A 22,564-nucleotide genomic window follows, 5' to 3' on the forward strand; every position below is an offset into this window, starting at 1 on the left:
GCTGAAGCAAGCGCTATGCCAGCGAGCGGAACCTGAGCGTGGTTGCGCTCAGTTGGCCAACTCGGTCTGCTCGCGGTCGATGCCGTACTTGCGGAGTTTCTCCACCAGCGTGGTGCGGCGCAGGCCGAGCAGTTGGGCGGCATGCGCCACCACGCCCTGGGTGCGTTCCAGCGCTTCGTTGATCAGCGCCAGTTCGATGTTGGCCATGTGCCCGCGCAAGTCGATGCCGTCGTCCGGCAGGCTGGACGTGGCCGCCGGTTCGGCATCGGCCGTCTTGGGCTGCAGCGTCACCACGTTGCTCGGCAGATCGCTGACTTCTACCGGTGCCGCTACGAGCGCCGGCTCGGGTGGCGGCTCGACCGGGATGGCCGAGGCGAAATCGCCGCGATACCGTGCCGGCAGATCCTGCACCCGCACCAGCCCGCCCGGATGCAACACCGCCAGGCGCTCCACCAGATTGGTCAGCTCGCGCACGTTGCCGGGCCAGTCGTAGCTGCGCAGCGCCTGCAGGGCTTCGTCGGCAAAGCGCACTTCGCCGCGGCCGGTACGCGCCAGCTGCCCGGCGATGGTCTGCACCAGAATTGCCAGATCGTCCACGCGCTCGCGCAGCGCCGGCATCTCGATCGGAAACACGTTGAGGCGATAGAACAGATCCTCGCGGAACTGGCCGTCGCTGATGCGGGTTTCCAGGTTGCGGTGGGTGGCGGCGATCACGCGTACGTTGCAACGGATGGTCTGCCCACCGCCGACGCGTTCGAAGCTGCGCTCCTGCAACACGCGCAGCAGCTTGACCTGCATCGGCAGGCTCATGTCGCCGATTTCGTCCAGCAGCAGCGTGCCGCCTTCGGCCATCTCGAAACGGCCCTTGCGGGTGGTCAGCGCGCCGGTAAAAGCGCCTTTTTCATGCCCGAACAGTTCGCTTTCCAGCAGGTCCGGCGGGATCGCGCCGCAGTTGATCGCCACGAACGGCCCATCGCGGCGCGGCGAATGCTGATGGATGGCGCGTGCCACCACTTCCTTGCCGGTGCCGGATTCGCCCAGTACCAGCACGGTGGTGTCGAACGCGGCTACCTGGTCGATCAACCGGCGCAGGCGGGTGACCGCCTCGCTGTTGCCGGTCGGCCCGGTGTCCTGTTGCACGCCGGCCTGATGCTCTGCATCCAGCCGCTTGAGGCTTGCGCGGCGCAGCAGGGCTTCCAGCTGCGTATGCCGCAACGGCGTGTCCAGGGTCCAGACATTGGCTTCGTGCAGGCCGTGGGTCTGCGCGAACGCGCTCGGGCTGCCTTCCATCAGCAGTACCGGGGGCGGCAACTTGGCGTCGGCCAGCCAGTCGAAAAATTTATCGGCCTGCGCAGCATCCTGCGCCGAGCCCACCATTACCGCCATCCATTCGTCGTGGCGATGACGGCCAGGATTGATGTCGGCGCCGTCGGTGACCCAGCGTGGATTGAAGTCCATGAACTCGAGCAGCGACACGGTGCGCTCGGCGCGCACGGCGTCACTGTCGATCAACAGAATGCGGGACTCACTCATTCCTGGCTCCTTCCGTCAGGCCCTCCAGGATTGGCATGACTTCCTGGATATAGGACAGCTTGCTGACAAAGTTGTCAGCACCCGCGCGAAGAGCGTGTTCACGATGCTCGGCATCGTCGAAGTGGCTCGCGATGACAATATACGGCGGATCGTCCTGCGTCTTGATCAGACGCGTCGCCTGCAGCCCGCCCATCTCGGGCATGGCCAGGTCCATCAGCACGACATTGGGGCGCAGCGACTCAGAGCGCTCGATCGCTTCCAGTCCATTGGCGGCACTGCCCACGATGTTGAGCCACTCCACTTTGCGAAAATGACGCATCGCAGCGTTGATGAAGCCCTCGTGGTCGTCGACCAGCAGCACGGTGAGTTTGCTCATAGTAGTCCTTATCCTGCCCGGGCAAGCAGCGGTTTGTTGGTGCGGCGGCGCTCGCGTGCCGGGGCGATGTCGAGTTGTTCGCGGTACTTGGCAACGGTGCGCCTGGCGATATTAACGCCCTGGCGCGACAGCAATCCGGCGATGGCTTCGTCGGCCAGCGGCCGGCCGGCCGGTTCGCTTTCGATCAAACGGCGCACCATCGCCTTGACGGCCTGGCCGGAGACGCTGGCGCCTTCCAGCCGCACCGCGAAGAAGTGTTTGAGTTCGAAGGTGCCACGCGGGGTCTGAATGTACTTGCCAGTGGTGATGCGTGAAATCGTCGATTCGTGCATGCCGATCTCGTCGGCGATTTCCTTCAGGGTCAGCGGCGCCATCGCTTCTTCGCCGCGCGCCAGGAAGGCGGCCTGGCGTTCGACGATGGCGCGCGTTGCGCGCAGCAGGGTTTCGTAGCGCATCGATAGCCCGCGGGTCAGCCAACGCGCTTCCTGCAGCATGTCGCGCAATGGCTGCGCCGCGTCGCCGGCTTCGGCCAGCGCGCGTTCGTGCACCGGGTTGATGCTGACGCGATGGGTGGTGGCCGGATTGAGGGCCACGCGCCAGCTGCCATCGGCATGCCAGGCGAGCACATCCGGGATCACGCTGGCGTTGCTTTCCTGCAGCAGGTCGTCGCCCGGGCGCGGCTGCAGCGACAGGATCAGCCGCACCGCCTCGCGCGCATCGTCCACTTCGGCATCGTGCGCACGCGCCAGCACCGCGTAGTCATGCGCGGCCAGCAGTTCCAGGTCGCCATCGAGGATGCGCGCGGCCAGATGGCGTGCCGGCACGCGGCCGGGCAGGGCGGTCAACTGGGCCTGCAGGCACTCGCGCAGATCGCAGGCGGCCAGGCCGGCCGGGTCGCCGTGCAGCAGCCGCTGGCGGATCGCTTCCACCGCCTGCACGGTCATCCCCAGACGGGTGGCGCCCAGCTGCTGCAGCGTGGCCAGCGCTTCGGTCAGGTACCCTGCGTCGTCGGTCTGCTCCAGCCAGAACGCAGCGGCCCCCAATGCCGCTTCGTCCAGGTCCAGCGCCAGCTCGCGCAGGATGCGCACATGCGGGTCGGTGGACTCACCGGCGGCCACGCGCTGCATGCGGTCGTCGTCGCCATCGTTCCAGCTGCTGCTCTGCACGTCCCACATCGTGCTTTCCGGCAGCTCGTCGAACGCGGCGATATCGCTGGCGCCATCGTCGTTGGTGGTGGCCGCGTCCCCGTTGTCGGCCAGCTCTTCCAACTCCAGCAACGGATTGGTTTCCAGGGCACGACGGATTTCCAGTTCCAACTGCATGCCGTCCAGTTGCAACAGACGGATCGACTGCAGCAGCTGCGGGGTGAGGTGCAGTTGCTGGCCAAGCTGGGCGGAAATGGTCGTCTTCATGGAAGCGCTTCCGAAGGGCGCTGCGTGCAGCAGCGATGGAATGCATCTTGCAGGACAACGCGACGGGTTTCTAATCAGGGAGTCAGGTGAGGTGACTCATGATTTTCCCGACAGTCTGTCAGGAACTTCCTGACATTGCAGGCGGGCTCAAGCATGCCCGACGGAATCCTGTCACGGTTTTTACCGTCGCTGGCCTGACGGCACGCACCGGGTTCGGCGCGTCAGACCAGCTCGTTGTGGTGTTTGGCCGCCAGCAGCACCAGGTCGTTGGCGCGACGGCAACCGAGCGATTCCATCATGCGTGCGCGATGGGTTTCGACCGTCTTGACGCTGATCCCCAGGTCGGCGGCGATTTCCTTGTTGCTCTGTCCACGGCCGATTTCGCGCAGGATCTCGCGCTGGCGCGGCGACAAGGCAGCGATACCGACCGGTTTTTCGCGGCCCAGCATCGGCGCGATCATCTTGGACGAGATCTGCGGGCTCAGGAACACCTGGCCGGCAGCGGCGGCGCGCAAGGCCAGCTCCAGCTCCAGCGGTGCGGCGTCCTTGACCACGAAACCAACCGCGCCACGATCGAGTGCGTCGCGCACGTGCACCGGGTCGTCATGCATCGACATCATCACCACATGCGTGCGTGGCGCGGCGCGCAGCACGTCGGTCATGGCATCCAGGCCGCTGCGGCCGGGCAGGGATAGGTCCATCAACACCAGGTCGGGCCGGTGCAGGGATGTCATGTCCAGGGCTTGTTGCGCGTTGCTCGCTTCGCCCACGACATCAATGCCGGCGAAAGTTTGCAGCAGCCTGGACAGGCCGGCACGTACAAGGGTGTGATCGTCGACGATGATGACTCGCACGGCGCAGAAGAGACCTATTTTCAGTAAAGGGCACCTTAGCTGACCCGGCGCCCCGCGCCAACCATCGGGATCAGCGTTGGCGACGGGCGTCGGCGATCTGACGGCGATGCAGGCGAAACAGGTGACGTTCCAACGCGTCCTGCAGGCCGGGTGCGAGCGGGGCAAACCGCAGCCACAGCCAGGAATCATGGCCGTCGCTAGCGCTTGCCAGCACTGTGGCAGGAAGCTGTACCAATTCAGGAAGCCAGTCGGAGGGCTGCAGGCAAACGCTGCCCGCCGTGCCCGGCGCGTGGGTGGTTGCGCAACTCAGGCGGATTCCGCGCACCGACCAATGCACCATGCCCTGGGTCAGGCCGCTGTCGCCCTGGCGCACCAGGCGACCGATCAGCGCCAGCATCAGATCGAGTTTGGCATCCATGCGCTGCACCAGCAGCGGCAGTTCGCCGCGGTCTTCGCTGGTTTCGTCGCTGCGCAGGTCTTCGACCTGGCCAAGGCTACGCAGCAGCGTTTCTGCGGCGCTGTGCGCGCCGGCATCGCTCCCGGCGCGGAAGCCGGACGGCAGCTGCAGTTCGCAGCTGAGCGTGTCGGCAAACAGCTCGGCATCGGCGGATGGCGCGAGTGTGCCGAGCGCGGACATCAGATCCGGCCGACCCGGGCGTAGGCGCGGCTGGCCGAGGACGAGGTGCGCTGTGCGCGGATCAGGTCCAGCAACTTGCGCTGACGCTCGCGCATCATCCGCATCAGGTCCTGGTGCATCGTCAACAAGGTCTGCAGCGCGTCGCGGTCCTGTTGGATATCCACCTGCTGCGCGTATTGGCGCAGGTGCAGGTCGTGGGCGTCCAGCATCAGCGGCATGTCCTCGAACTCCTCTTGCGCCATGGCGATGCGGAGGTCGGCGATTTCTGCTTGAAGGCTTTGCACGCTATGCATGGCAGGACTCACGAAACGGCGGAAAGACCGCGTTGTTCGAGGGGGATGGAGTTCCACGCCGAGTCGATTTCGCTGAGCAACTCCAGCGCTTCGGTCAACGCAGTCTCGTCGTTGTGCAGGTTGGCTGCGGTCAGCCGCTGCATCACGTAGTCATACAGGGCAGAGAGGTTACCAGCGATCTCGCCACCGGCTTCGTGATCGAGCGAACCGTTCAAGTGACCGACGATCGCACAGGCCTCGCCAATGGCCTTGCCCTTGCGCGCCTGGTCGCCCTGCGCCAGGCAGGCCTGGGCCAGACGGATGCGCTGGCAGGCACCGGCGAACAGCAGCGACACCAGCTTGTGCGGGTCGGCTTCGGTCACGCTGGTGGACACGCCGACCTTGCGGTATTGCTCGGCATACTGACGATTGGAACCGTACATGGATGACTCCTCAATGGGCTGACCTTCGCTGGTCCCGGAGCGCTGTGCTCCTGCGACGACGCTCCTGCCGGAAGGCAAGGCCGAAATCACGATAGGCCCTTCTTGTATCGGCAAGACCCTTGCGGGACTTGAGGATCGTCATCACGGAAATCAGCTTGTCAGCAGGCTGCTGAGCGAACTGGTGCTGCTCTGCAGCTTGCTGATCATGGTTTCCATCGCGGTGAACTGGGCGGTGTAGCGGTCGCTGAGTTTTTCCATGCGTGCATCGAGATCGTCCAGGTCCGATTCGTAGCCCTTGATGGTCTTGTTCAAGCTGTCCGAACGCAGGGTCAGGGTGCCGTTGGTGACGTTGACGTTGCTGTCGAGCAGCTTGGTCAGGGTGCCGCCGAACTTGCTGTCCTTGCCGAACACCTCGGCTGCGGCGCCGCCGTCGGACGCGATGGCGGTGTCGAACTTGCCGCCGTCGAAACTCATCACGCCATCCTTGTCGATGGTCAGGCCAAGCGCCTTGAGTTCGTTGACGTTGCCGCTGACCTGGCCACGCAGCTGTTGCTGCAGGCCGCGTACCAACGAGTCGCCGGTCAATGCCGAGGCGGTACGGGTTTCGGCGTTGTAGCTGCTGCTGTTCTTCAACAACGTGTTGGCGGTGTTGTAGGCCGCGGCGAAGGCAGTGAGGTTGCCCTTGAGGCCGCTGGTGTCGGCTGCCACGCCCAGGTTGAACTTGGTGCCTTCGGCAGCCTTGGTGAGGTTGAGCACCACGCCTGGCACGATGTCGGTGACGGTATTGGAGCTGGAAGTGCGCTCGAAGCCGTCCACGCGCACCAGCGCGTCGGCCGCGGCCACGGTCTGGTTCAGCCCGCCGGTGACGCCAGGCCCGTAGGTGAGGCTGCTCAGGCTGGGGTCGCTGGCACTGACGGTCAGCGCGCCCTTGGTGCCCGAATCCACTGCATTGAAGACCAGATGCTGGCCATCGTTGGCGGTAATCACGCTGGCGGTGACGCCCTTGCCGCCGGCGGCCTTGTTGATGGCCGCAGCGATATCGGTGAGCTTGTCGGTGCCGCTGATGTCCACGGTGACGCTCTGGTCGCCGTAGCCGATGGTCAGCGTGCCGCTGCCCACGGTGGCATCGGCAGTGAATGCGCCGGATGCCAGCTTCTGCGAGGTCGCCAGCGACACCACTTCCACCGAATAGTTGCCCGGCGCCGCCGAGCTGGTGGTGGTGGCGGTGAAGCCGGCATCGGTCGGCACCGTGGCCTTGTAGGCGTTGGTGTCGGCGCTGCTGACCACCTTGTCCAGCGCAGACTTGAGCGTGGTCATGCTGCTCTTGATCTGGCTGATTGCCGACAGCTGCGTCGTCGCAGCGGTGCCGGCCTTGTTGATGCGTGCCTGCTCGGGGTCTTTCTGCCGGGACACCAGGGTGGACACCACGGTAGGGATGTCCAACCCGGAGGCGGAAGTGCTGATCACCGATGCCATGTTGCATTCCTCGTCTGGGCGTCCGAAACAGACGGACGCATGGGATTACGTGACGGGTATCGGCCGCATCCGGGAGGACTTTAGCGGCAGCGATGGATCACGCTCACGGATGAAGTCATGCAAGTTCCGTACCCGCACAGGGCCGGCGGCCGGCGTCAAAAACCCGCTTGGTCACTGTGCCAGGGCAGCGGCCACAAAAAAGCCCCTCCGAAGAGGGGCTTTGGACTGCGCGGAGCGCTGCCGCACTGCTGCGGCAGATGACTGCAAGTTACTGCAGCAGGCTCAGCACGTTCTGCGGAACCGACTTGGCCTGGGCCAGCATCGCGGTACCGGCCTGCTGCAGGATCTGCGTGCGGGTCAGTTCGGCGGTTTCCTTGGCGTAGTCGGTGTCGGAAATGCGGCTACGCGAGGCCGACAGGTTTTCCGAGGTGGCGCTCAGGTTGGCGATGGTGGAGGTGAAGCGGTTCTGCACCGCACCCATGTCGGCGCGCGAGGAGTTGACTGCGGTCAGCGCCTTGTCGACGATTTCCAGGGCCTTCTGCGAACCGGCAAAGGTGGAGATGTCCAGGTTGGTCAGCGTGACTGCGGTGGAGCCGGAGGCTGCCGAAGCGGTCTGCAGGCCGGCGCCGACCGTGACACCCGTAGCGCCGGTGGTGCTGCCCATGGTCAGCGAGGTGAAGTCCTGACCGGCCTTGAGCGATTCCAGCTTGAGGTTGCCGCCGGTGTCGATCGAGGCATACATGCCGGTCTGGTCGAGCTTGTCGTTGATCGCTGCAGCGACCTTCTTGTTGATGGTCGCTGCATCGTCGCCGTTGGCAACCTTCACGTCGCCGATGGTCACCGTCTTGGCGCTGCCGCTGGCGTCGTTGAATGCAAGCGAGATACCGGTGATCGAACCCGATGCGGTCGCGGTGCCGGTTACGCCTGCGCCAGAGACAGCGGCAGCGAAGTTGGCCTTGCCCAACGCGTCCACGTTGGCATCGACGATGGTGTTGATGCCGATGGTCTGGCCGGCGTCGGCGCCGACCTGGAACAGCGCGCCGGAGAAGTCGCCGTTCAACAGCTTGGTGCCGTTGAAGTTGGTCTGGTTGGCAACGCGGTCGATTTCGGCGGTCAGCTGCTTGACTTCCGAGTTCAGCGCGTCACGGTCGGTCTGCGAGTTGGTGGCATTGGACGACTGCACCGACAGCTCGCGGATACGCTGCAGATTGTTGCCGATTTCCACCATCGCGCCTTCGGCGGTCTGGGCCAGCGAGATACCGTCGTTGGCGTTGCGCGAGGCGACGTCCAGGCCACGGATCTGGGTGGAGAAGCGTTCGCGAATCGCCAAGCCCGCGGCGTCGTCCTTGGCACTGTTGATGCGAGAACCGGAAGACAGACGCTGGATGCTCGTCGACATGCTGGCGCTGCTGGTGTTGAGGTTACGCTGAGCGTTCAGCGACATTACGTTGGTGTTGATTACCTGTGCCATTTTGATTTCTCCTAAGCGATTTTTCCGGCAAGGGGGACTTGCCCGGAGCCTCCGCAGGGGGGCCATCAAGTTGGCCGTTGCCGCTGCTGAGATGAATAACGGCGATGTATCGGGAACCTTTAGCGGAATTCAGTATTTTTTTACTGTTTTTCTGCGTCAGGACGAACTACGTAAGCGTTGCGTATCAAGGGGTTTGGTTTATTCGGCAGCACCCCGCCAATCTTTAGCGCTGGTATAACTCTTCGAAAAATAAACTCCGTCCGCCTGCGCAAGTGCCCACGCGCAGGAGCGAAGAAAACCCAGGTTTTCTGCGGCAAATCAGCGGATCAGGTTGAACAACGACGACGACTGCATCTGCTGAAAAATGGTCTGAGCGGCCTGCAACGAGGCCTTCTCGAGTTGGTACTGCCCGATCGCCGAGGCGTAATCCAGGTCGCGGATCGACGACAGGGTGGTCTTGAGCGTGACTTCGTTGGATTCGAGCAAGGCGTTGGCATTGTCGATCGCCGACAACTGCGCGCCACCGGAGGCGCGCGCATCGATCATCTTCGAGGACGCCTGCGCGATGTCGCGCATCGACGACTGCAAGGTGTTGATCATCGACGCCTTCTGCGGCGGGGTCAGCGTGTCCGAGTTCAGCGCGCCGACCAGATCGTCGATGGTGGAGAACACGTCCTTGGTGGTGGAAGCGCCAATCTGGAAACTGTCGCCTACCGCCGGTGCGCCGCTGATGCGCATGCGCACGCCGGCCGCGTTGATGTCTTCGCCGTCTTTATAGGTGCCGGTGCCGACCACCGCATTGGTGCTGTCGCGCACTTCATAGGTGTTGGCAGCGGTGAACTGCACGCTGTAGCTGCTGCCATTCCAGCTGCCGGTGCTGGCATCGCGGCTGAAATCCAGCAGCAGCCCGGTCCCGGTGTTGGCGGCGTTGGCGTGCGCGTCCACGGTGCCGTCGCCGGTGCGGATGCGCATGAAGATTTCGCTGCCGGGCAGGGTGTCGCTGACAAAGGTGTCCGGCGCCACTTCTACCTGTTTCTGGGTCTGGTCGCCGTTGTAGGTGACGTTGCCACTGCTTTTGATGAACGGTGCGCTGCCATCGGCAGTGCCGCCGAACAGATAGCGCCCGGTGCCGTCGGTGCTGTTGGCCAGGCTGACCATGCTGTCGCGCAACGCGGTCAGCTCCGAGGCGATCGCCTTGCGGTCGTCGGGGCTGAGCGAGGAATTGTTGGCCTGCACCGTCAACTCGGTGACGCGCGCCATTTTGTCGCCGGCCTGCGAGAGTGCGTTTTCCTGCAGGCCCAGGCGGTTCTGCACATTGTTGGCGTTTTCGCCAAAGCGCGTGATCGCGGCCAGCGCGCGATCCAGGCCCACCGCGGTGCCGGCGGCAACCGGGTCGTCCTTGGCGGTGACCAGGCGCTGGCCGCTGGACAGCTGCGATTCGAGCTGGTTCAGCCGCGCCTGCTTGGCCCCCATCGAGGCGACCGACTGGCTGTACATCATGCTGGTGGAGATACGGTCGGTCATCAGCGTACGGCGCCCAGGATGGCTTGGAAGATGGTGTCGGCGGTGGAAATCATCTGTGCGGCGGCCTGGTAGGCCTGCTGCAGCTTCAGCATGTTGGCGGCTTCCTCATCGAGGTTGACGCCGGAAATCGAATCGCGGCTGGCTTGCGCCTGGTCGTTGATGACCTTCTGCGCATCGGCCGAATAATTGGCCGCGCGCGCAGCCGAACCGACGGACGTGGTCAGGCCCGACAGCGCGCCGTTGAGCGTGACCGTGCCGCCGCTGAGTGCCTTGGCATCGTCGATCTTGGCCAGCAATTTGGCATTGCCGTTGTCGCTGGAGCCGGCGCCGGTCGGGCCGACGCCGAAGGTGTCGCCGGCCTTGGGGGCGCCATCCAGCGCGAAGCTCCAGCCGTTGGCGCTGATGGTCTGGCCGGCGGTGTAGGCGAACGGGCCGGTGCCATCGATGGTGTATTGGTTGGCGTCGATGAATTCCACCGACGCCGGCGCCAGCAGCCCCGGGTTCTGCGCGTTGGTGACCTTGACGTCGCTGATCTTGCCGGTGCCCAGGTTGGCCACCGTGGCGGTGGCCTTGACCGGGGTGGCCGCGGCAATGCGCGAGGGGTCGGTGATGGCCACCGACAGGGTGCCGGCCAGGCCAGCGGTAGGCTGCAGCAGGAACTTGTCGCCGTTGGCCGGCGTGCCGCCCACCACCATGCTCACGCCATTGAGCACCAGCGGGTTGGCCGGGGTGCCGGTGCCGGTCATCGGCACCGCAGAGCCGGTGCTGGCGTTGGTGGCCTTCCAGTTGGTGCCATCGAAACTGAGTGTGACGTTCTGGCCGTCCACCGCGCTCATGTTGCTGAAACTGGCGCTCAGCGAGGCGCTACCGGTGTTGTTCGGGTTGGCAGCGGTGGTCGGCGAACCGATGTTGAAGAAGTTGCCGCCCATCGCGCCATACAGGTCCATACCCTGGCTGTGGCCGGCATTGAAGGTGCTGGCCATGCCTACCGCCAGACGGCCGAGTTCGGCCTGGGTCGGTTCGAGCACGCTGCTGCGGAATTCCAGCAGGCCGCCGATCTGCCCGCCCAACGAATTGGCGCTCAGGCTGACATTCTGGCCCTGGGTCTGCATCGCCACCTGCAGCTTGGTGGGCTGGTACGGGTCGGCGACGGTGGTGAGCCTGGAGGAGGTGGTGCCCACCACCAGCGCCTGGCCGCCGGCGGTGAAGACGTTCATGAAGCCGCCGTCCTGGATCACCGCAGTGCCGCCGGTGTAACCCACCAGTTTGGTCACCAGCGCATCGCGTTGATCGAGCATGTCCGGCGCTGCGTTTTGCGCACTGTTGCCGATAGTGCCGTTGAGCTTGGCGATCTGCTGCGTCAAGCGATTGACTTCGTCCACGGACGAGGTCAGTCCGCTGTTGACCTCATTGCTCAGGCTGTCCATCTGCCCGTTGAGCTGCTTGAAGCGCGTCGCCAGCGAGTTGCCGCTGTCGAGCATGCTCTGGCGCTCGGCGGTGGAGGAGGCATTGGACGAGACCGCGCTGGTGGAGTCGAAGAAGTTCGACCACAGCCCGGCCACGTTGGTGGCGGTATTGGAATACAGCGCGTCCACGCGGTTGGACAGCGAGGACAGCTGCTGCAGGCGTGAGAGTTCGCCGCCGCTGTCGAGCAGGCGCGAAATGGCCAACTGGTCGGCCACGCGGCCCACGTCGGTGATCTTGGCGCCATTGCCCACGAACGCGTAGCCCATGTCGGTGGGCGTGCGCGTTGCAAATTCCACACGTTGGCGGCTATAGCCTTCGGTATTGATGTTGGCGACGTTATGGCTAACGGTCGACAACGCCCGTTGGAAGGCGATGAGCGCGCTGGTCCCGGTGGACATGATGGACATGGGCGTTTACCTCAACGACGGATGGTGCCAAGCCCGGCAGGCTCGGCGGTACTGGCGTAACGGTTGGACAGATCTGCCGCTGCGTTGCCGATGGCGGCGACCGCACGGTCGATGGTCGGGCCGTTGGCGATTGCGGCGATCTTGGCGGCGTAGCCTGGATCGGTGGCGTACCCGGCCTGTTGCAAGCCGCGTGCAAAACCGCGGATATCGGTGCCGGCCTGCAGTGCGCCCTGGTAGCGGCTGTTGTTTTTCAACAGGCGCACATAGTCGGCAAAGCTTTCCTCGGCCGAGCCGTAGGCGCGGAAATCCGCGGTTTCGGTGGTCTTGACGCCGTTGACGTATTCGTGGGTGCCGGTGGTGACCTTTGCGCCGTTCCAGCCGGTGGCCTTGATGCCGAACAGGTTGTTGGAATCGCCGCCATTGCCGATGCCGCGCCGGCCCCAGCCGGTTTCCAGTGCGGCCTGCGCCACCAGCGCGCGCGGGTCCACACCCAGTTCGCGTGCGGCTTTTTGCGCATGCGTCCAGATCTTGGCGACGAAGCCTTCCGGGGTGCGTTCGCCCAGGCTGGCCGCGGCGCTGCTGGCGGCGCTGGCATTGACGGCGGCATTGGCGTCGGCCGCGTCGCTGGCGGCTACATCGGCCCAGCGGTCGTTGGCCGACGGCCAGCTCAGTGCGGCCGCATCGTCACCGCCGGATTCGCCAGCACCGGTGCGCCCGGCAATCAGGTCCAGCACCTGGCTCATGCCGACGCCGCCCAGCGCACCTGCGCCGAGCTTGGCCGCCGCGCCCAGGGTTGCGCCGATGCCGCTGGCCGCGCCATCGCGGGCGGGCAGCGGCAACGAGGCATCGCGCTTGCCGGCAACCAGCGAATAGGCCTTGGCCGCATCGGCGGTGCTCAGCGAGGTGTTCAAGGCCGGGCCGCCGGTGTCGCCGCTCAGCTGCTTGGAGATCATCGCCGACAGGCCCAGGCCCTTGCCCTCGGTCAACGCCTTGGCCATCTGCTGGTCGTACATTTCGCGGAACATCTGGTTTTCGCCCGGAAACATCGGGTCGCCGGAGCTGGCGTCGCGCATGCTCTTGACCAGCATCTGCGCGAACTGGCCTTCGAGCTGACGGGAGACCTTGTCGATCTTTGCCGGATCGGCCTTGGTGCTCGGATTGAGCTCAATGGGCGAGGCTGCGATACGCATGTCAGATCACCTCCAGCTCCGCCGTCAGCGCGCCAGCCTGCTTCAGGGCTTCCAGGATGGCGACCAGGTCGCCGGGCGCCGCGCCCACTTCGTTGACTGCGCGGACAATCTGATCGAGCGTGGTGCCACCTTCGAACTTGAACATGCGGCTGCCTTCGGAGGTGGCCGTGATCGTCGATTGCGGCGTCACCGCGGTGCGGCCGCCACTGAAGGCGCCCGGTTGGCTGACGTTGATGTTTTCGCTGATGGTCACGGTGAGCGAGCCATGCGCGATCGCCGCCGGCATCACCCGCACCAGCTGGCCGATGACCACGGTGCCGGTGCGTGCGTTGACGACGATCTTGGCCGGCGCGTCGCCGGGCGAGAGTTCGACGTTTTCCAGCCGCGACAGCAGGCCGATGCGCGCGCCCGGGTCGGTCGGCGAGCGCACTGCCACGGTCACGCCATCCACCGCACGTGCGGTGCCGGCGCCGAAGCTGCTGTCGATCGCCGCAACCATGCGCGAGACGGTGGTGAAATCGTTCTGGTGCAGGTTGAGGGTGATCTCGCCGCTGCCGGCAAACACGTCCGGCAGCGCGCGTTCGACGGTCGCCCCGTTCGGGATGCGGCCAACGCTGGGAATATTGACCGACACCCGCGAGCCGTCCTTGCCCTGCGCGCCGAAACCACCGACCACCAAGTTGCCCTGGGCCATCGCGTAGACCTGGCCGTCGGCGCCTTTCAACGGTGCCATCAGCAACGAGCCGCCGCGCAGCGACACCGCATTGGCGATCGAGGAGACCGTGATGTCGATCGGCTGGCCGGGCTTGGCGAACGGCGGCAGCTCGGCGTGGATGGCTACGGCCGCGACGTTTTTCAGCTGCGGGTTGACGTTCGCCGGAACATTGACGCCCAGCTCGCCGAGCAGGTTTTTCAGGCTCTGCACGGTGAAGGGCGCCTGGCTGGTGCGGTCGCCGCTGCCGTCCAGGCCAACCACCAGGCCGTAGCCGACCAGCGCGTTGCCGCGCACGCCGCCGACCTGGGCGAGATCCTTGATGCGTTCGGCCGAGGCCGGTGCGGCGATCGCGCACAGCGCGACAGCGGCAACGAGCAGACGGAAGGGCAGGGAAGACAGGTTCATGGTCGCAGGCTCAGTAGGGCGACAGACGGGAATTGAAGAAGCGGCTCAGCCAGCCCATTGCGTTGGACTGTGCGATCGCGCCGCGGCCGCCGTAGGCGATGCGGGCGTCGGCCACCTTGCTCGAGGGCACGGTGTTGTCCGGAGAGATGTCGGCGGCGCGCACGATGCCTTGCACCTGGACCAGCTCGTCGCCCTGGGTCAGGCGCAACTGCTTCTGCCCCTGGACCACCAGGTTGCCGTTGGGCAGGCGCTGCATCACGGTGACGGTCACGCTGCCCTGCATGCGGTTGCTTTGCGCGGTGTTGCCCTTGCCGTCGAAGCTGCGGTCGCCGTTGGTGGAGTTGCGCAGCACATCGGTGCCGTTGACGGTGAGCGGCACGCCGAGCAGCGTGGGCGTACTCATGTCCACGGTGTCGGCCTTGCTGATGCTGGTGTTTGCGGTGGACGAGGCGGTGGTGCTTTCCACCAGGTTCACCGTCAGCAGGTCGCCGACATCGCGGGCGCGGCGGTCGCCATACAGATTCAGGCTCGGGCCGGCGGCGTAGATCGCACCGGCGGTGGGCTGCGCGGTCGGTGCCACCACCGGTACGATCGGCGCCAGTTCGGCGAACGGCCGCACATCGCCGGCTGCCACGCAGCCACCCAGCAGCGCGCTGCAGGCAATGGCGAAGCACAGAGAGGAGAGAGAGGGCAGGCGGGACATGGCGTGAGTTCCTGAGAAGGCGGCGAGCGGCGAGCCGATCAGACGTTGTTGTTCAAGTAACCGAGCATCGAGTCGGTGGTGGAGATGGCCTTGGCATTCATTTCGTAGGCGCGCTGGGTCTCGATCATGCTCACCAGTTCTTCCACCGTATTGACGTTGCTGCCTTCCAGCGCGCCCTGCACGGTGGTGCCCAGGCCATTGAGGCCGGGGGTGCCGTTCTGGGCGGGGCCGGAGGCGGTGGTTTCGACGAACAGGTTCTCGCCCTTGGACTGCAGGCCCGAGGGGTTGATGAAGTCGGTCAGCGTCAGCGCGCCGATTTCCTGCGCGGCGGCCTGGCCGGCCAGGGTGACGCTGATGGTGCCGTCGTTGCCGATGGTCAGCGACTGCGCGCCTTCCGGCACCTGGATGCCGGGCTGCAGCGGGTAGCCGCTGTTGGTGACCAGCTCGCCCTGCGCATTGATCTGGAAGGTACCGTCGCGGGTGTAGGCGGAGGTGCCGTCGGGCATCTGCACTTCGAAGAAGCCGCGTCCGTTGACCATCACGTCGAGCGCGCGGCCGGTCTGCTGCTGGCTGCCCTGGTCGAAGCCCTTGAAGGTGGACACCACGCGCACACCGGTACCCAGTTGCAGGCCCGTGGGCAGCTGCGTCTGCGCGGAGGTCGAGCCGCCCGGCGCACGCACCTGTTGATACAGCAGGTCTTCGAACGCGGCACGGTCGCGCTTGAAGCCGGTGGTATTGGTATTGGCCAGGTTGTTGGAAATGACCGACATGCGCGTCTGCTGCGCATCCAGTCCGGTTTTGGCGACCCACAAAGCCTGATTCATGACCCGATTCCTCGTTAGACCCGGGGATGTGTTCCGGGCACGGGTGGGTATATGCACGTGGCGTGCCAAAGCGGTGTCGGATTTCTGCCGGGTGTGCGTAAGATCACGGGTGGCGATGCCGGCTGCCGGCTCGTCCAGGTGCCTGGGGACACCATCACAGCGGGTCTGGGTTGGACCGCCTCGGCAGTTTGCAAGCGGCAGTCAAGCGGTGGCAGCGGCGGAAGCTGGCGGCAGAGCGGTACATCGTTGGTCGGTCAGGGCGGTCCCGCACTTGGCTGGCGCTCGCCTGACGGCAAGTGCAGTTGGTTTTGCCGGTCGCGAGTTGCTTGTCTGGAGCTCAGGGCTAAAAGCCGGGTCGGTCGAGGGCGCGATGCCCTCACCGCTCGCGGGACACGCCGCAAGTACGTCCATGTAGGCTCCGTGGCGGCATCCATGCCGCCAGGGGTCCCGCAATCGGCGAGGACACCGCACCAGAAAGATTGCTGGTCGCTTTGTTAAAAGCCATGCACACCGACCATCTCGACTGGCCCTTGCCCGCCCACCGTCGCGGGACCTTACGCGGCATGGATGCCGCGTAAGAGCCTACATGGACGTACTTGCGGCGTGTCCCGCGATGGTGGGCGGGCAAGAGGACCCTGCAGCAAACCCGCAGAAGTGAGCGACTTTTAGTCGTTCACAAGACAAGACAGGGACGTACTTGCGGCATGTCCTGAAATGGTGGCCGGGCAAGGGCCCTGCAGCGAAGCCACAGAGTGAGCCACGTTTAGCCGTTCAGCCGCATCATCGAATTGGCCGATTGTGCATTGTCGTCGCCGTTTTTGATGATCTTGACCTGCATTTCGAACTGCCGCTGCAGCTGGATCATTTCCACCAGCGCGCCGGCGGCGTCCACGTTGCTGCCTTCCAGCATGCCGCTGTTGATGGTCTTGCCGGTGGCCACCGCAAATGCCTGCGCCGGGTCGGTGCTGGTGTTGCGCATCAGCCCGTCCGGGCGCCGCGTCAAACGATCGGCGGGCGCATCGACCACCTTCATCTTGCCGACGATGGCCATGGTCTGCGGGCCTTCGCCCTGCGGGATGATGGAAATGCTGCCGTCGCTGCCGATTTCCATCGCCTGGTGCGGCGGAATCGTCATCGGGTTGCCGCCTTCATCCAGCACGGCGTGCCCATTGGCGGTGACCAGCTGGCCATTGGCGGTAAGCGCCAACTCGCCGTTGCGGGTGTAGGCCTCGCTGCCGTCGGGCGACTGCACCGACAGCCAGCGGTCCTGTTGCAGCGACACGTCCAGCGGATTGCCGGTGACCTGTTGATGGCCCTGGCTGCGATCGAAGCCCTGGTCCACATGCAGCGCATCGATCCGCGACGGATAGCCCTTGCCCTGGATCTTGAACGCTTCGGTGTTGGCCAGCGCGGCCTTGAACCCCACCGTATCGACGTTGGCGAGATTGTGCGACACGGTGCTCTGCGCCTGCAGGGAAGCGCGGGCACCGGTCATTGCAACGTAGAGGGCTTTGTCCATGGGGAACTCCGAAAGGCCGGAACCGGGGACCCGGGGCCGGGGACCCGGAAAAGCAACAGCGCCGGTGTATTGGCGTTTGCTTTTCCGGGTCCCCGGCCCCCGTTCCCGGGTCCCGAGTGTCATCAACGAATATTGATGATCGTCTGGGTGACCTGGTCCTGGGTCGAGATCATCTGCGAGTTGGCCTGGAAGTTGCGCTGGGCCACGATCATGTTCACCAGCTGCTCGGTCAGGTCCACCGTGGAGGCTTCCAGCGAGCCGGACTCGATCTGGCCCAGGTCCGAGGTGTCGGGGGCGCCTACGCGGGCTGCGCCGGAGGTGTAGCTTTCGGCCCACATGTTGTTGCCCTGCGACTGCAGGCCCTGCGGATTGACGAAGCTGGCCAGCGACACCTGGCCCAGCGGCTTGTCGGCGCCGTTGGAATAGCGCGCGAACACCACGCCGCTGGTGTCGATGCTGATCTCGTTGAGCTTGCCGCTGGCGTAGCCGTCCTGGCGGGTGTCGCGCAGGGCGAAGGCTTCGCCGTACTGGGTGGAGCCGCTGACATTGAGCTGCATGTTCAGCACGCCGGCACCGGTGCTCGGGGTGAACGGGTCCATCGCGATGATGCCGTTGGCCGGGGTGGTCAGCGCGCCGGTGTCGGAGAACTGCAGCGTGGTCGGCGCGCCAACTGCGGCGCCGTCAACATAGTTGTGCACCTGCCACTCGTTCGGGTTGGCGGTCTTGACGAAGTAGGAGGTCTGCACATGGCTGACACCCAGCGAGTCATAGACGTTGATGCCGCCGGTGGAGTGGCTATAGGTCTTGTCGTCGGCCGGGCTGAACGGGGTCACCGTCGGTGCGGTGGCGTTGCCGGGCAGGGTGAAGGCCAGGTTGACCGTAGAGGTCGACTTGGGCGGGCTGTCGGTGGTCAGCAGCTGCAGGTCCGACAGGCGTCCCACATCGAAACCGTTGCCGCTCGGGTTCGGTGCAAACACCTGCAGGCGTGCGCCCTGCGGGTTGACCACATAGCCGTTGGCGTCGGTCTGGAAGTTGCCGGCGCGGGTGTACATCTTGGCGCCGTTGGAGGACACGGTGAAGAAGCCTTCGCCGGAGACCGCCAGGTCCAGGCTGCGCCCGGTCGGGTCGATATTGCCCTGCGAGAACTGCTGCGCCACATTGCTGACGCGCACGCCGGAGCCCACCGCGTTACGCGACAGGCCGTAGCTGGTGCTCTGGAACATGTCGGCAAACTCGGCGCGCGATTCCTTGAACCCGGTCGTGTTGACATTGGCGATGTTGTTGGAAGTAACGTTCAGATCGGCATTGGCTGCGTTGATGCCGGACAACGAGGTATTGAAAGCCATGGATGAGTTCCTTTAAGTGTCGGTTGCCGGCTCAGCTGACGCGGAGCACGTTGGCGAGCGGGGAAGTGCCTAGCCCGGTCAGGTTGAGATACAGGCCGTCCGAGCCGATCGTGACGCTGTCCACCGGTGCGTCGACGTAGGTGGGCAACTTGCTTTTGGAGCCGGCGGTATCGGTTTGGGTTGCGGTGATGCCGTATTTGCCGGCCGCCATGCGGTTGCCATTGGCGTCGGTGCCATCCCAGGCAAACGACACCTCACCGGCGGCGCTGGCCGGCACGCTGAGCTGTTTGACGAACGCGCCGTTGGCATCGGTGATTTCGAAATTGACGAAGCCAGCCGACGTGGCGGCGACCACGCCCTTGGCCGAGCCGGTGGCATCGATCGCCACCTGTGCGGAGGGCACCAACACGTTGTGGCCAACCAACGCGGCGCCCTTGAGCACCTGGTCGGCATTCATCGAATCGGAGAAATTGCCGACCTTGGTATTGAGGTCGCCAATGCCCTGCACGGTGGAGAACTGCGCCAACTGGCCCAGAAACGCGCTGTTTTCCATCGGTTTGAGCGGGTCCTGGTGCTGCAGCTGCTCGGTCATCAATTTGAGGAAGTCGGCCTGGCCGAGTGCTTCTTCCTTCTTGGCGACGGTGCTGCTGGTGCTCAGGCCGAGAGTCTTGTAGAGATCGCTGCCGATCGTGCTCATCTGGAGTGTTCCGTTAGGTAAGGGCTAGGACGGGTCAGCGGCCCATGGTCAGGGTCGCGAGCGCCAGTTCCTTGGCGGTATTGAGCATTTCCACGCCTGCCTGGTAATTGCGCGAGGCGGAAATCATGTTGACCATCTGCGAGACCGGGTCCACGTCGGGCGAGAACACGTAGCCATCGGCATCGGCCAGCGGGTGGCCGGGCTCGTAGCGACGGATCGGCGGCGCGTTGGTGGTGGTGATCTCCTTGACGTTGACCGAGGTCAGGCTGGGGTCCTGACGGCTTTGCTGGGCCTGGAAGATCGGCTCGATCGGCTTGTAGGTCGCCTCGGCAGAGCCCGCCACCGAATCGGCGTTGGCCAGGTTGGAGGCGATGGTGCTCAGGCGTACCGACTGCGCATGCAGCGCCGAGCCGGCCACATCGAAAATGGGAAGGTTGCTCATGACTTATTGGCCCGTGATCGCGGTGAGCATCGAGCGCACCTTGGATTCGAGGAAGCTCAGCGACGCGCGGTATTCCAGCGCGGCGCGGCCGTAGGCGGCGCGTTCGGCGTCGGGATCGACGGTGTTGCCGTCGAGGCTGGGCTGGTCGGATTCGCGGGTGATCTGGAACGGGTTGAGCCCGCCGCCACCGCCCACTTCATAGTGCTTGGCGTCGGTGGCCTGCAGCAGGCCGCCATCCTGCACGCCCTGCGCCGACTTCAGCGCCGCTTCGAAGTTGAGGTCCTTGGCCTTGTAGCCAGGGGTGTCCACATTGCTCAGATTGCTGGCAATGAGCTTCATGCGCTGCTCGCGCAGCGCCAACGCGTCGCCATGGACGCCGAGGAATGAAGAGAAGGGACTGGACACGGTGCTCTCCCGCGAAGTGTTGCAAGGGAGGAAGCAATGTTTGTGCCAAATCGAGGTGTTACGCGTGCGGAGCTGGCAACACATCCGCAGTGCCCGACCGACGGTCTTGGAGCGGTTAACAAACGTAACGCGCAACCGTCAGGTGGGTGCGTCCGTCGCGCTCAGGATCGAAGTGCTCGCGTGGTACAGGTCGCTTCGATCACCGGCCGCGCTCGCCTGGCAGCTGCGCAGTGGATTTGTGAATTGCTCTAGCTGCCAGACCTCACCAAGCGTGCTGCTGCCCGGGTAGCTGTTGCCGCTGGCAGTGCAACTTGCAGGCCAACCAGGATCGTCTGGCGGGAAGTAACTCAGCGCAGCGTGTGATCAGCTGCGCCGAAAGCGTTTTTAAGGCGCGTGCTTGCGTACGGCAACCACGTGTATTCCCAGGCCTGTCGGAAGACAGGCGTTGCTGGTTCTGGCCGTCACCGGTGGGGTGGAACGGCCGCGCAATTGGATCAGGCCGCTTCGGCAACCACTTTCAGGCGGGCCAGCACATAGTCGGCCAGCTCGTGCGCGCTGTACTTGGCCACGAAGGCGTTGGCGCCGACCTGCTCGACCATGGCGTTGTTGAACACGCCCGACAAGGAGGTGTGCAGCAGCACGTACAGGCCCTGCAGGCCCGGCGTGCGCCGGATTTCCGTCGTCAGCGTATAGCCGTCCATCGCCGGCATTTCGATATCCGAGATCACCATGGCGTAGCGGTCGGCCGGGTTTTCGCCCGATGCGGCCACCTGTAGCAGGTGGTCCAGCGCCTGGCGGCCGTCCGACAGCAGGGTCGCCGAAACGCCGAGCTGGTCGAGCACGCTGCGGATCTGCTGACGCGCCACCCGCGAATCGTCCACCACCAGCACCTGGAACTGGCGGTCGTAGGTCACCAGCTGCAGCGACGGGTCCAGTTGCACGTCCTTGCTGACCTTTGCAATGTCGGCCAGCACGCTTTCCACGTCGATGACCTGGATCAGTTCGCCCTGGAAGCGCGTCACTGCCGTCAAATAAGTGGCTTCGGCGCCAAGTTCCGGCGGCGGGTGGATGTCTTCCACCGCGATATTGACGATGCGCTCAACCCCGCTGACCAGGAAACCCTGGACCGAGCGGTTGAACTCGGCCACCACCAGGTAGCCGGGGCCGTTTTCGGAGTGCGAATCGCGTTCCGGGTGGCCGATCGCCAGGCCCAAGTCCAGCACCGGCACCGAGCGCCCGCGCACGTCGGCCACGCCGGCGAACTCGGTCGGCAGGCCCGGCACCTGGAACAGTTCCGGGCGACGCAGCACTTCCTGGACCTTGAAGACGTTGACGCCAAAAAGCTGGCGTCCGCCCAGCCTAAACAGCAGCAGCGCCAGTCGATTGTGGCCAGCCAGTCGCGTGCGCTGGTCGATGCGGTTGAGCAGATCGTGGGTCATGGGGCAGATATCGACAGCGCCCCTGAGAAACTTGAGGGCTTTGTGGTTGGTCGGGGACGTTGTCGGGAATGGGGAGTCGCAATGGCGCCGGGATGAGGTGATTTGGGATTAGGGATTCGCTCAAAAGCGTGCACTAGCCAGTTGGTCAGGTCGCTGCTGCTTCTGCACCCTTGACAGTTTCAGTGACAGGTATCGGATAGATCCGGCGGGTGAAAGGGCCTCGGCAGCGGATAAATGAATCACCCGCGAAGCCGCTTTCACGAATCCCGAATCCCAAATCCCGGCCAAAAACAGGCACACCTCTTGCACTGTCTTCCGGGTCTTCCTCCGGATCTGGTCCCATGCGCCTGCTCCTGCTTGTCATCTTGTTGGCTGCCGCTCCGGCCTGGGCCCAGAGCTACCAGTCTGTCGATTCCATCCGTGCGGCCGCGCTGGCCACCGTCGGGCCCGATGCCGAAGCCGAAGCGACGCTCGACCCGGGGCTGCGCATGCCGGCCTGCCCGATCGCGCTGCAGGCGCAGCCCACCGGCACCAATACGGTGGAAGTGGCTTGCCCGCAGCCGGCCGGCTGGCGCCTGTTCGTGCCGCTGAAGGTGCGCCGCAATCAGGATGTGCTGGTGCTGCGCCGGGGCATCAGCGCTGGAGAAACCATCTCGCTGGCCGATATCAGTATCGAGAAGCGTGACGCCGCCCGCATCGTCGGTGCGGTACTGGCCGACCCGGTGGCCGCAGTGGGCAAGTCGGCCCGCCGCATCCTGCCGGCCGGTTCGCTGCTCTCGGCCAATGATCTGGTGACGCAGCGGCTGGTACGGCGCGGCGACACGGTCCCACTGGTGTCGCGCAACGGTGGCCTGGAAGTGCGCATGAGTGGTCGCGCGCTGTCCGATGCCGGCGAAAACGAACGGGTGTCGGTGGAGAATTCGTCCTCGCGCCGGGTTGTGCAGGGCATTGTTGAAGCGAGCGGAACCGTTGTGGTCTCCAGGTAAAAATTTTCTATAAAGTTTTTT

24 protein-coding genes and 1 other RNA gene are annotated in these 22,564 nt (G+C 64.9%); 2 read left to right on the plus strand and 23 right to left on the minus strand.

Annotated elements, in window-relative coordinates:
- Positions 1 to 48: 48 nt before the first annotated feature.
- From A7D16_RS07190 to A7D16_RS07205, 4 genes are all read right to left on the minus strand, one after another.
- Positions 49 to 1,533, minus strand: coding sequence for a sigma-54 dependent transcriptional regulator (locus A7D16_RS07190; RefSeq protein ID WP_064631218.1), 1,485 nt, complete (start codon positions 1,531 to 1,533; stop codon positions 49 to 51).
- The gene (locus A7D16_RS07195) at positions 1,526 to 1,909 is read right to left on the minus strand and encodes a response regulator (protein WP_005997154.1); all 384 of its coding nucleotides are present in this window, start codon (positions 1,907 to 1,909) and stop codon (positions 1,526 to 1,528) included. The genes A7D16_RS07190 and A7D16_RS07195 overlap by 8 nt, the downstream gene beginning before the upstream one ends.
- Before the next feature lie 8 nt (positions 1,910 to 1,917).
- Positions 1,918 to 3,321: an RNA polymerase factor sigma-54 gene (gene rpoN, locus A7D16_RS07200; protein WP_064631220.1), complete on the minus strand. Its 1,404-nt coding sequence runs from the start codon at positions 3,319 to 3,321 to the stop codon at positions 1,918 to 1,920.
- 221 nt (positions 3,322 to 3,542) lie between these two features.
- Positions 3,543 to 4,130 carry a response regulator gene (locus tag A7D16_RS07205; protein ID WP_221205632.1) on the minus strand — a complete coding sequence of 196 codons (588 nt, stop codon included), beginning with the start codon at positions 4,128 to 4,130 and terminating at the stop codon, positions 3,543 to 3,545.
- Between A7D16_RS07205 and A7D16_RS24050 the strand changes: the two genes are divergently transcribed.
- A complete protein-coding gene (locus A7D16_RS24050; protein WP_239686961.1) occupies positions 4,065 to 4,202 on the plus strand; it encodes a hypothetical protein in 138 nt (45 codons plus the stop codon). The two genes, A7D16_RS07205 and A7D16_RS24050, sit on opposite strands and share 66 nt — an antisense overlap.
- A gap of 43 nt (positions 4,203 to 4,245) precedes the next feature.
- Here A7D16_RS24050 and A7D16_RS07210 read toward each other — a convergent pair whose 3' ends face one another.
- The 19 genes from A7D16_RS07210 to A7D16_RS22980 form a co-directional block, all read right to left on the minus strand.
- Positions 4,246 to 4,812 carry a PilZ domain-containing protein gene (locus A7D16_RS07210; RefSeq protein ID WP_064631222.1) on the minus strand — a complete coding sequence of 189 codons (567 nt, stop codon included), beginning with the start codon at positions 4,810 to 4,812 and terminating at the stop codon, positions 4,246 to 4,248.
- Positions 4,812 to 5,105, minus strand: a complete 294-nt coding sequence (locus A7D16_RS07215) for a hypothetical protein (RefSeq protein WP_064631223.1) — start codon at positions 5,103 to 5,105, stop codon at positions 4,812 to 4,814. Before A7D16_RS07215 ends, A7D16_RS07210 begins: the two co-directional genes overlap by 1 nt.
- A gap of 8 nt (positions 5,106 to 5,113) precedes the next feature.
- A complete protein-coding gene (gene fliS, locus A7D16_RS07220) occupies positions 5,114 to 5,527 on the minus strand; it encodes a flagellar export chaperone FliS (protein WP_023903949.1) in 414 nt (137 codons plus the stop codon).
- Between the two features lie 150 nt (positions 5,528 to 5,677).
- Positions 5,678 to 7,003 carry a flagellar filament capping protein FliD gene (gene fliD / locus A7D16_RS07225; RefSeq protein ID WP_064631225.1) on the minus strand — a complete coding sequence of 442 codons (1,326 nt, stop codon included), beginning with the start codon at positions 7,001 to 7,003 and terminating at the stop codon, positions 5,678 to 5,680.
- A gap of 268 nt (positions 7,004 to 7,271) precedes the next feature.
- On the minus strand, positions 7,272 to 8,474 hold the full coding sequence (locus A7D16_RS07230) for a flagellin (RefSeq protein ID WP_064631226.1): 1,203 nt from the start codon (positions 8,472 to 8,474) through the stop codon (positions 7,272 to 7,274).
- A gap of 318 nt (positions 8,475 to 8,792) precedes the next feature.
- Complete coding sequence (gene flgL, locus A7D16_RS07235; RefSeq protein WP_064631228.1) at positions 8,793 to 9,998, minus strand: flagellar hook-associated protein FlgL; 1,206 nt, start codon at positions 9,996 to 9,998, stop codon at positions 8,793 to 8,795.
- Entirely contained in the window at positions 9,998 to 11,872 is a 1,875-nt protein-coding gene (flgK, locus tag A7D16_RS07240) for a flagellar hook-associated protein FlgK (RefSeq protein ID WP_064631230.1), read from the minus strand. The genes flgL and flgK overlap by 1 nt, the downstream gene beginning before the upstream one ends.
- 11 nt (positions 11,873 to 11,883) lie before the next feature.
- Complete coding sequence (locus tag A7D16_RS07245) at positions 11,884 to 13,062, minus strand: flagellar assembly peptidoglycan hydrolase FlgJ (protein WP_064631232.1); 1,179 nt, start codon at positions 13,060 to 13,062, stop codon at positions 11,884 to 11,886.
- Position 13,063: 1 nt separating this feature from the next.
- Positions 13,064 to 14,182, minus strand: a complete 1,119-nt coding sequence (locus tag A7D16_RS07250) for a flagellar basal body P-ring protein FlgI (RefSeq protein ID WP_064631234.1) — start codon at positions 14,180 to 14,182, stop codon at positions 13,064 to 13,066.
- A 10-nt stretch (positions 14,183 to 14,192) separates the two neighbouring features.
- On the minus strand, positions 14,193 to 14,885 hold the full coding sequence (gene flgH, locus A7D16_RS07255) for a flagellar basal body L-ring protein FlgH (protein ID WP_064631237.1): 693 nt from the start codon (positions 14,883 to 14,885) through the stop codon (positions 14,193 to 14,195).
- Between the two features lie 38 nt (positions 14,886 to 14,923).
- Positions 14,924 to 15,709 carry a flagellar basal-body rod protein FlgG gene (gene flgG / locus A7D16_RS07260; protein ID WP_064631239.1) on the minus strand — a complete coding sequence of 262 codons (786 nt, stop codon included), beginning with the start codon at positions 15,707 to 15,709 and terminating at the stop codon, positions 14,924 to 14,926.
- 763 nt (positions 15,710 to 16,472) lie between these two features.
- Entirely contained in the window at positions 16,473 to 17,228 is a 756-nt protein-coding gene (gene flgF, locus A7D16_RS07265) for a flagellar basal-body rod protein FlgF (RefSeq protein WP_064631241.1), read from the minus strand.
- Positions 17,229 to 17,350: 122 nt separating this feature from the next.
- Positions 17,351 to 18,574: a flagellar hook protein FlgE gene (flgE, locus tag A7D16_RS07270; RefSeq protein WP_047696172.1), complete on the minus strand. Its 1,224-nt coding sequence runs from the start codon at positions 18,572 to 18,574 to the stop codon at positions 17,351 to 17,353.
- A 31-nt stretch (positions 18,575 to 18,605) separates the two neighbouring features.
- A complete protein-coding gene (locus A7D16_RS07275) occupies positions 18,606 to 19,271 on the minus strand; it encodes a flagellar hook assembly protein FlgD (RefSeq protein ID WP_064631243.1) in 666 nt (221 codons plus the stop codon).
- A gap of 34 nt (positions 19,272 to 19,305) precedes the next feature.
- Positions 19,306 to 19,713 (minus strand): flagellar basal body rod protein FlgC, encoded by a 408-nt coding sequence (flgC, locus tag A7D16_RS07280; protein WP_005914451.1) that lies wholly within the window; start codon positions 19,711 to 19,713, stop codon positions 19,306 to 19,308.
- Between the two features lie 3 nt (positions 19,714 to 19,716).
- A complete protein-coding gene (flgB, locus tag A7D16_RS07285; RefSeq protein WP_064631245.1) occupies positions 19,717 to 20,118 on the minus strand; it encodes a flagellar basal body rod protein FlgB in 402 nt (133 codons plus the stop codon).
- Between the two features lie 113 nt (positions 20,119 to 20,231).
- Positions 20,232 to 20,307, minus strand: a non-coding RNA gene (locus A7D16_RS07290) — sX9 sRNA.
- Between the two features lie 305 nt (positions 20,308 to 20,612).
- A complete protein-coding gene (locus A7D16_RS07295; RefSeq protein WP_064631247.1) occupies positions 20,613 to 21,557 on the minus strand; it encodes a chemotaxis protein CheV in 945 nt (314 codons plus the stop codon).
- A gap of 145 nt (positions 21,558 to 21,702) precedes the next feature.
- Positions 21,703 to 21,900, minus strand: a complete 198-nt coding sequence (locus A7D16_RS22980) for a hypothetical protein (RefSeq protein ID WP_153043141.1) — start codon at positions 21,898 to 21,900, stop codon at positions 21,703 to 21,705.
- On the opposite strand from A7D16_RS22980, the gene flgA reads away from it, so the two are divergent.
- Positions 21,899 to 22,543 carry a flagellar basal body P-ring formation chaperone FlgA gene (gene flgA, locus A7D16_RS07300; RefSeq protein WP_039403905.1) on the plus strand — a complete coding sequence of 215 codons (645 nt, stop codon included), beginning with the start codon at positions 21,899 to 21,901 and terminating at the stop codon, positions 22,541 to 22,543. The two genes, A7D16_RS22980 and flgA, sit on opposite strands and share 2 nt — an antisense overlap.
- Positions 22,544 to 22,564: the final 21 nt, after the last annotated feature.

Origin of the sequence: Xanthomonas nasturtii (assembly GCF_001660815.1) — a bacterium.
Taxonomy (GTDB): Bacteria; Pseudomonadota; Gammaproteobacteria; order Xanthomonadales; family Xanthomonadaceae; genus Xanthomonas; species Xanthomonas nasturtii.

Bases quoted from the DNA above. Each gene is read 5' to 3' on its own strand.
- flgH (WP_064631237.1), bottom strand. From the start codon at position 14,885: ATGTCCCGCCTGCCCTCTCTCTCCTCTCTGTGCTTCGCCATTGCCTGC.
- flgA (WP_039403905.1), top strand. From the start codon at position 21,899: ATGCGCCTGCTCCTGCTTGTCATCTTGTTGGCTGCCGCTCCGGCCTGG.
- flgF (WP_064631241.1), bottom strand. From the start codon at position 17,228: ATGGACAAAGCCCTCTACGTTGCAATGACCGGTGCCCGCGCTTCCCTG.
- flgL (WP_064631228.1), bottom strand. From the start codon at position 9,998: ATGACCGACCGTATCTCCACCAGCATGATGTACAGCCAGTCGGTCGCC.
- A7D16_RS07230 (WP_064631226.1), bottom strand. From the start codon at position 8,474: ATGGCACAGGTAATCAACACCAACGTAATGTCGCTGAACGCTCAGCGT.
- A7D16_RS07210 (WP_064631222.1), bottom strand. From the start codon at position 4,812: ATGTCCGCGCTCGGCACACTCGCGCCATCCGCCGATGCCGAGCTGTTT.
- fliS (WP_023903949.1), bottom strand. From the start codon at position 5,527: ATGTACGGTTCCAATCGTCAGTATGCCGAGCAATACCGCAAGGTCGGC.
- A7D16_RS22980 (WP_153043141.1), bottom strand. From the start codon at position 21,900: ATGGGACCAGATCCGGAGGAAGACCCGGAAGACAGTGCAAGAGGTGTG.
- rpoN (WP_064631220.1), bottom strand. From the start codon at position 3,321: ATGAAGACGACCATTTCCGCCCAGCTTGGCCAGCAACTGCACCTCACC.
- flgE (WP_047696172.1), bottom strand. From the start codon at position 18,574: ATGGCTTTCAATACCTCGTTGTCCGGCATCAACGCAGCCAATGCCGAT.
- A7D16_RS07195 (WP_005997154.1), bottom strand. From the start codon at position 1,909: ATGAGCAAACTCACCGTGCTGCTGGTCGACGACCACGAGGGCTTCATC.
- fliD (WP_064631225.1), bottom strand. From the start codon at position 7,003: ATGGCATCGGTGATCAGCACTTCCGCCTCCGGGTTGGACATCCCTACC.
- A7D16_RS07250 (WP_064631234.1), bottom strand. From the start codon at position 14,182: ATGAACCTGTCTTCCCTGCCCTTCCGTCTGCTCGTTGCCGCTGTCGCG.
- flgG (WP_064631239.1), bottom strand. From the start codon at position 15,709: ATGAATCAGGCTTTGTGGGTCGCCAAAACCGGACTGGATGCGCAGCAG.
- flgK (WP_064631230.1), bottom strand. From the start codon at position 11,872: ATGTCCATCATGTCCACCGGGACCAGCGCGCTCATCGCCTTCCAACGG.
- A7D16_RS07295 (WP_064631247.1), bottom strand. From the start codon at position 21,557: ATGACCCACGATCTGCTCAACCGCATCGACCAGCGCACGCGACTGGCT.
- A7D16_RS07215 (WP_064631223.1), bottom strand. From the start codon at position 5,105: ATGCATAGCGTGCAAAGCCTTCAAGCAGAAATCGCCGACCTCCGCATC.
- A7D16_RS07275 (WP_064631243.1), bottom strand. From the start codon at position 19,271: ATGAGCACGATCGGCAGCGATCTCTACAAGACTCTCGGCCTGAGCACC.
- A7D16_RS07245 (WP_064631232.1), bottom strand. From the start codon at position 13,062: ATGCGTATCGCAGCCTCGCCCATTGAGCTCAATCCGAGCACCAAGGCC.
- A7D16_RS07190 (WP_064631218.1), bottom strand. From the start codon at position 1,533: ATGAGTGAGTCCCGCATTCTGTTGATCGACAGTGACGCCGTGCGCGCC.
- flgC (WP_005914451.1), bottom strand. From the start codon at position 19,713: ATGAGCAACCTTCCCATTTTCGATGTGGCCGGCTCGGCGCTGCATGCG.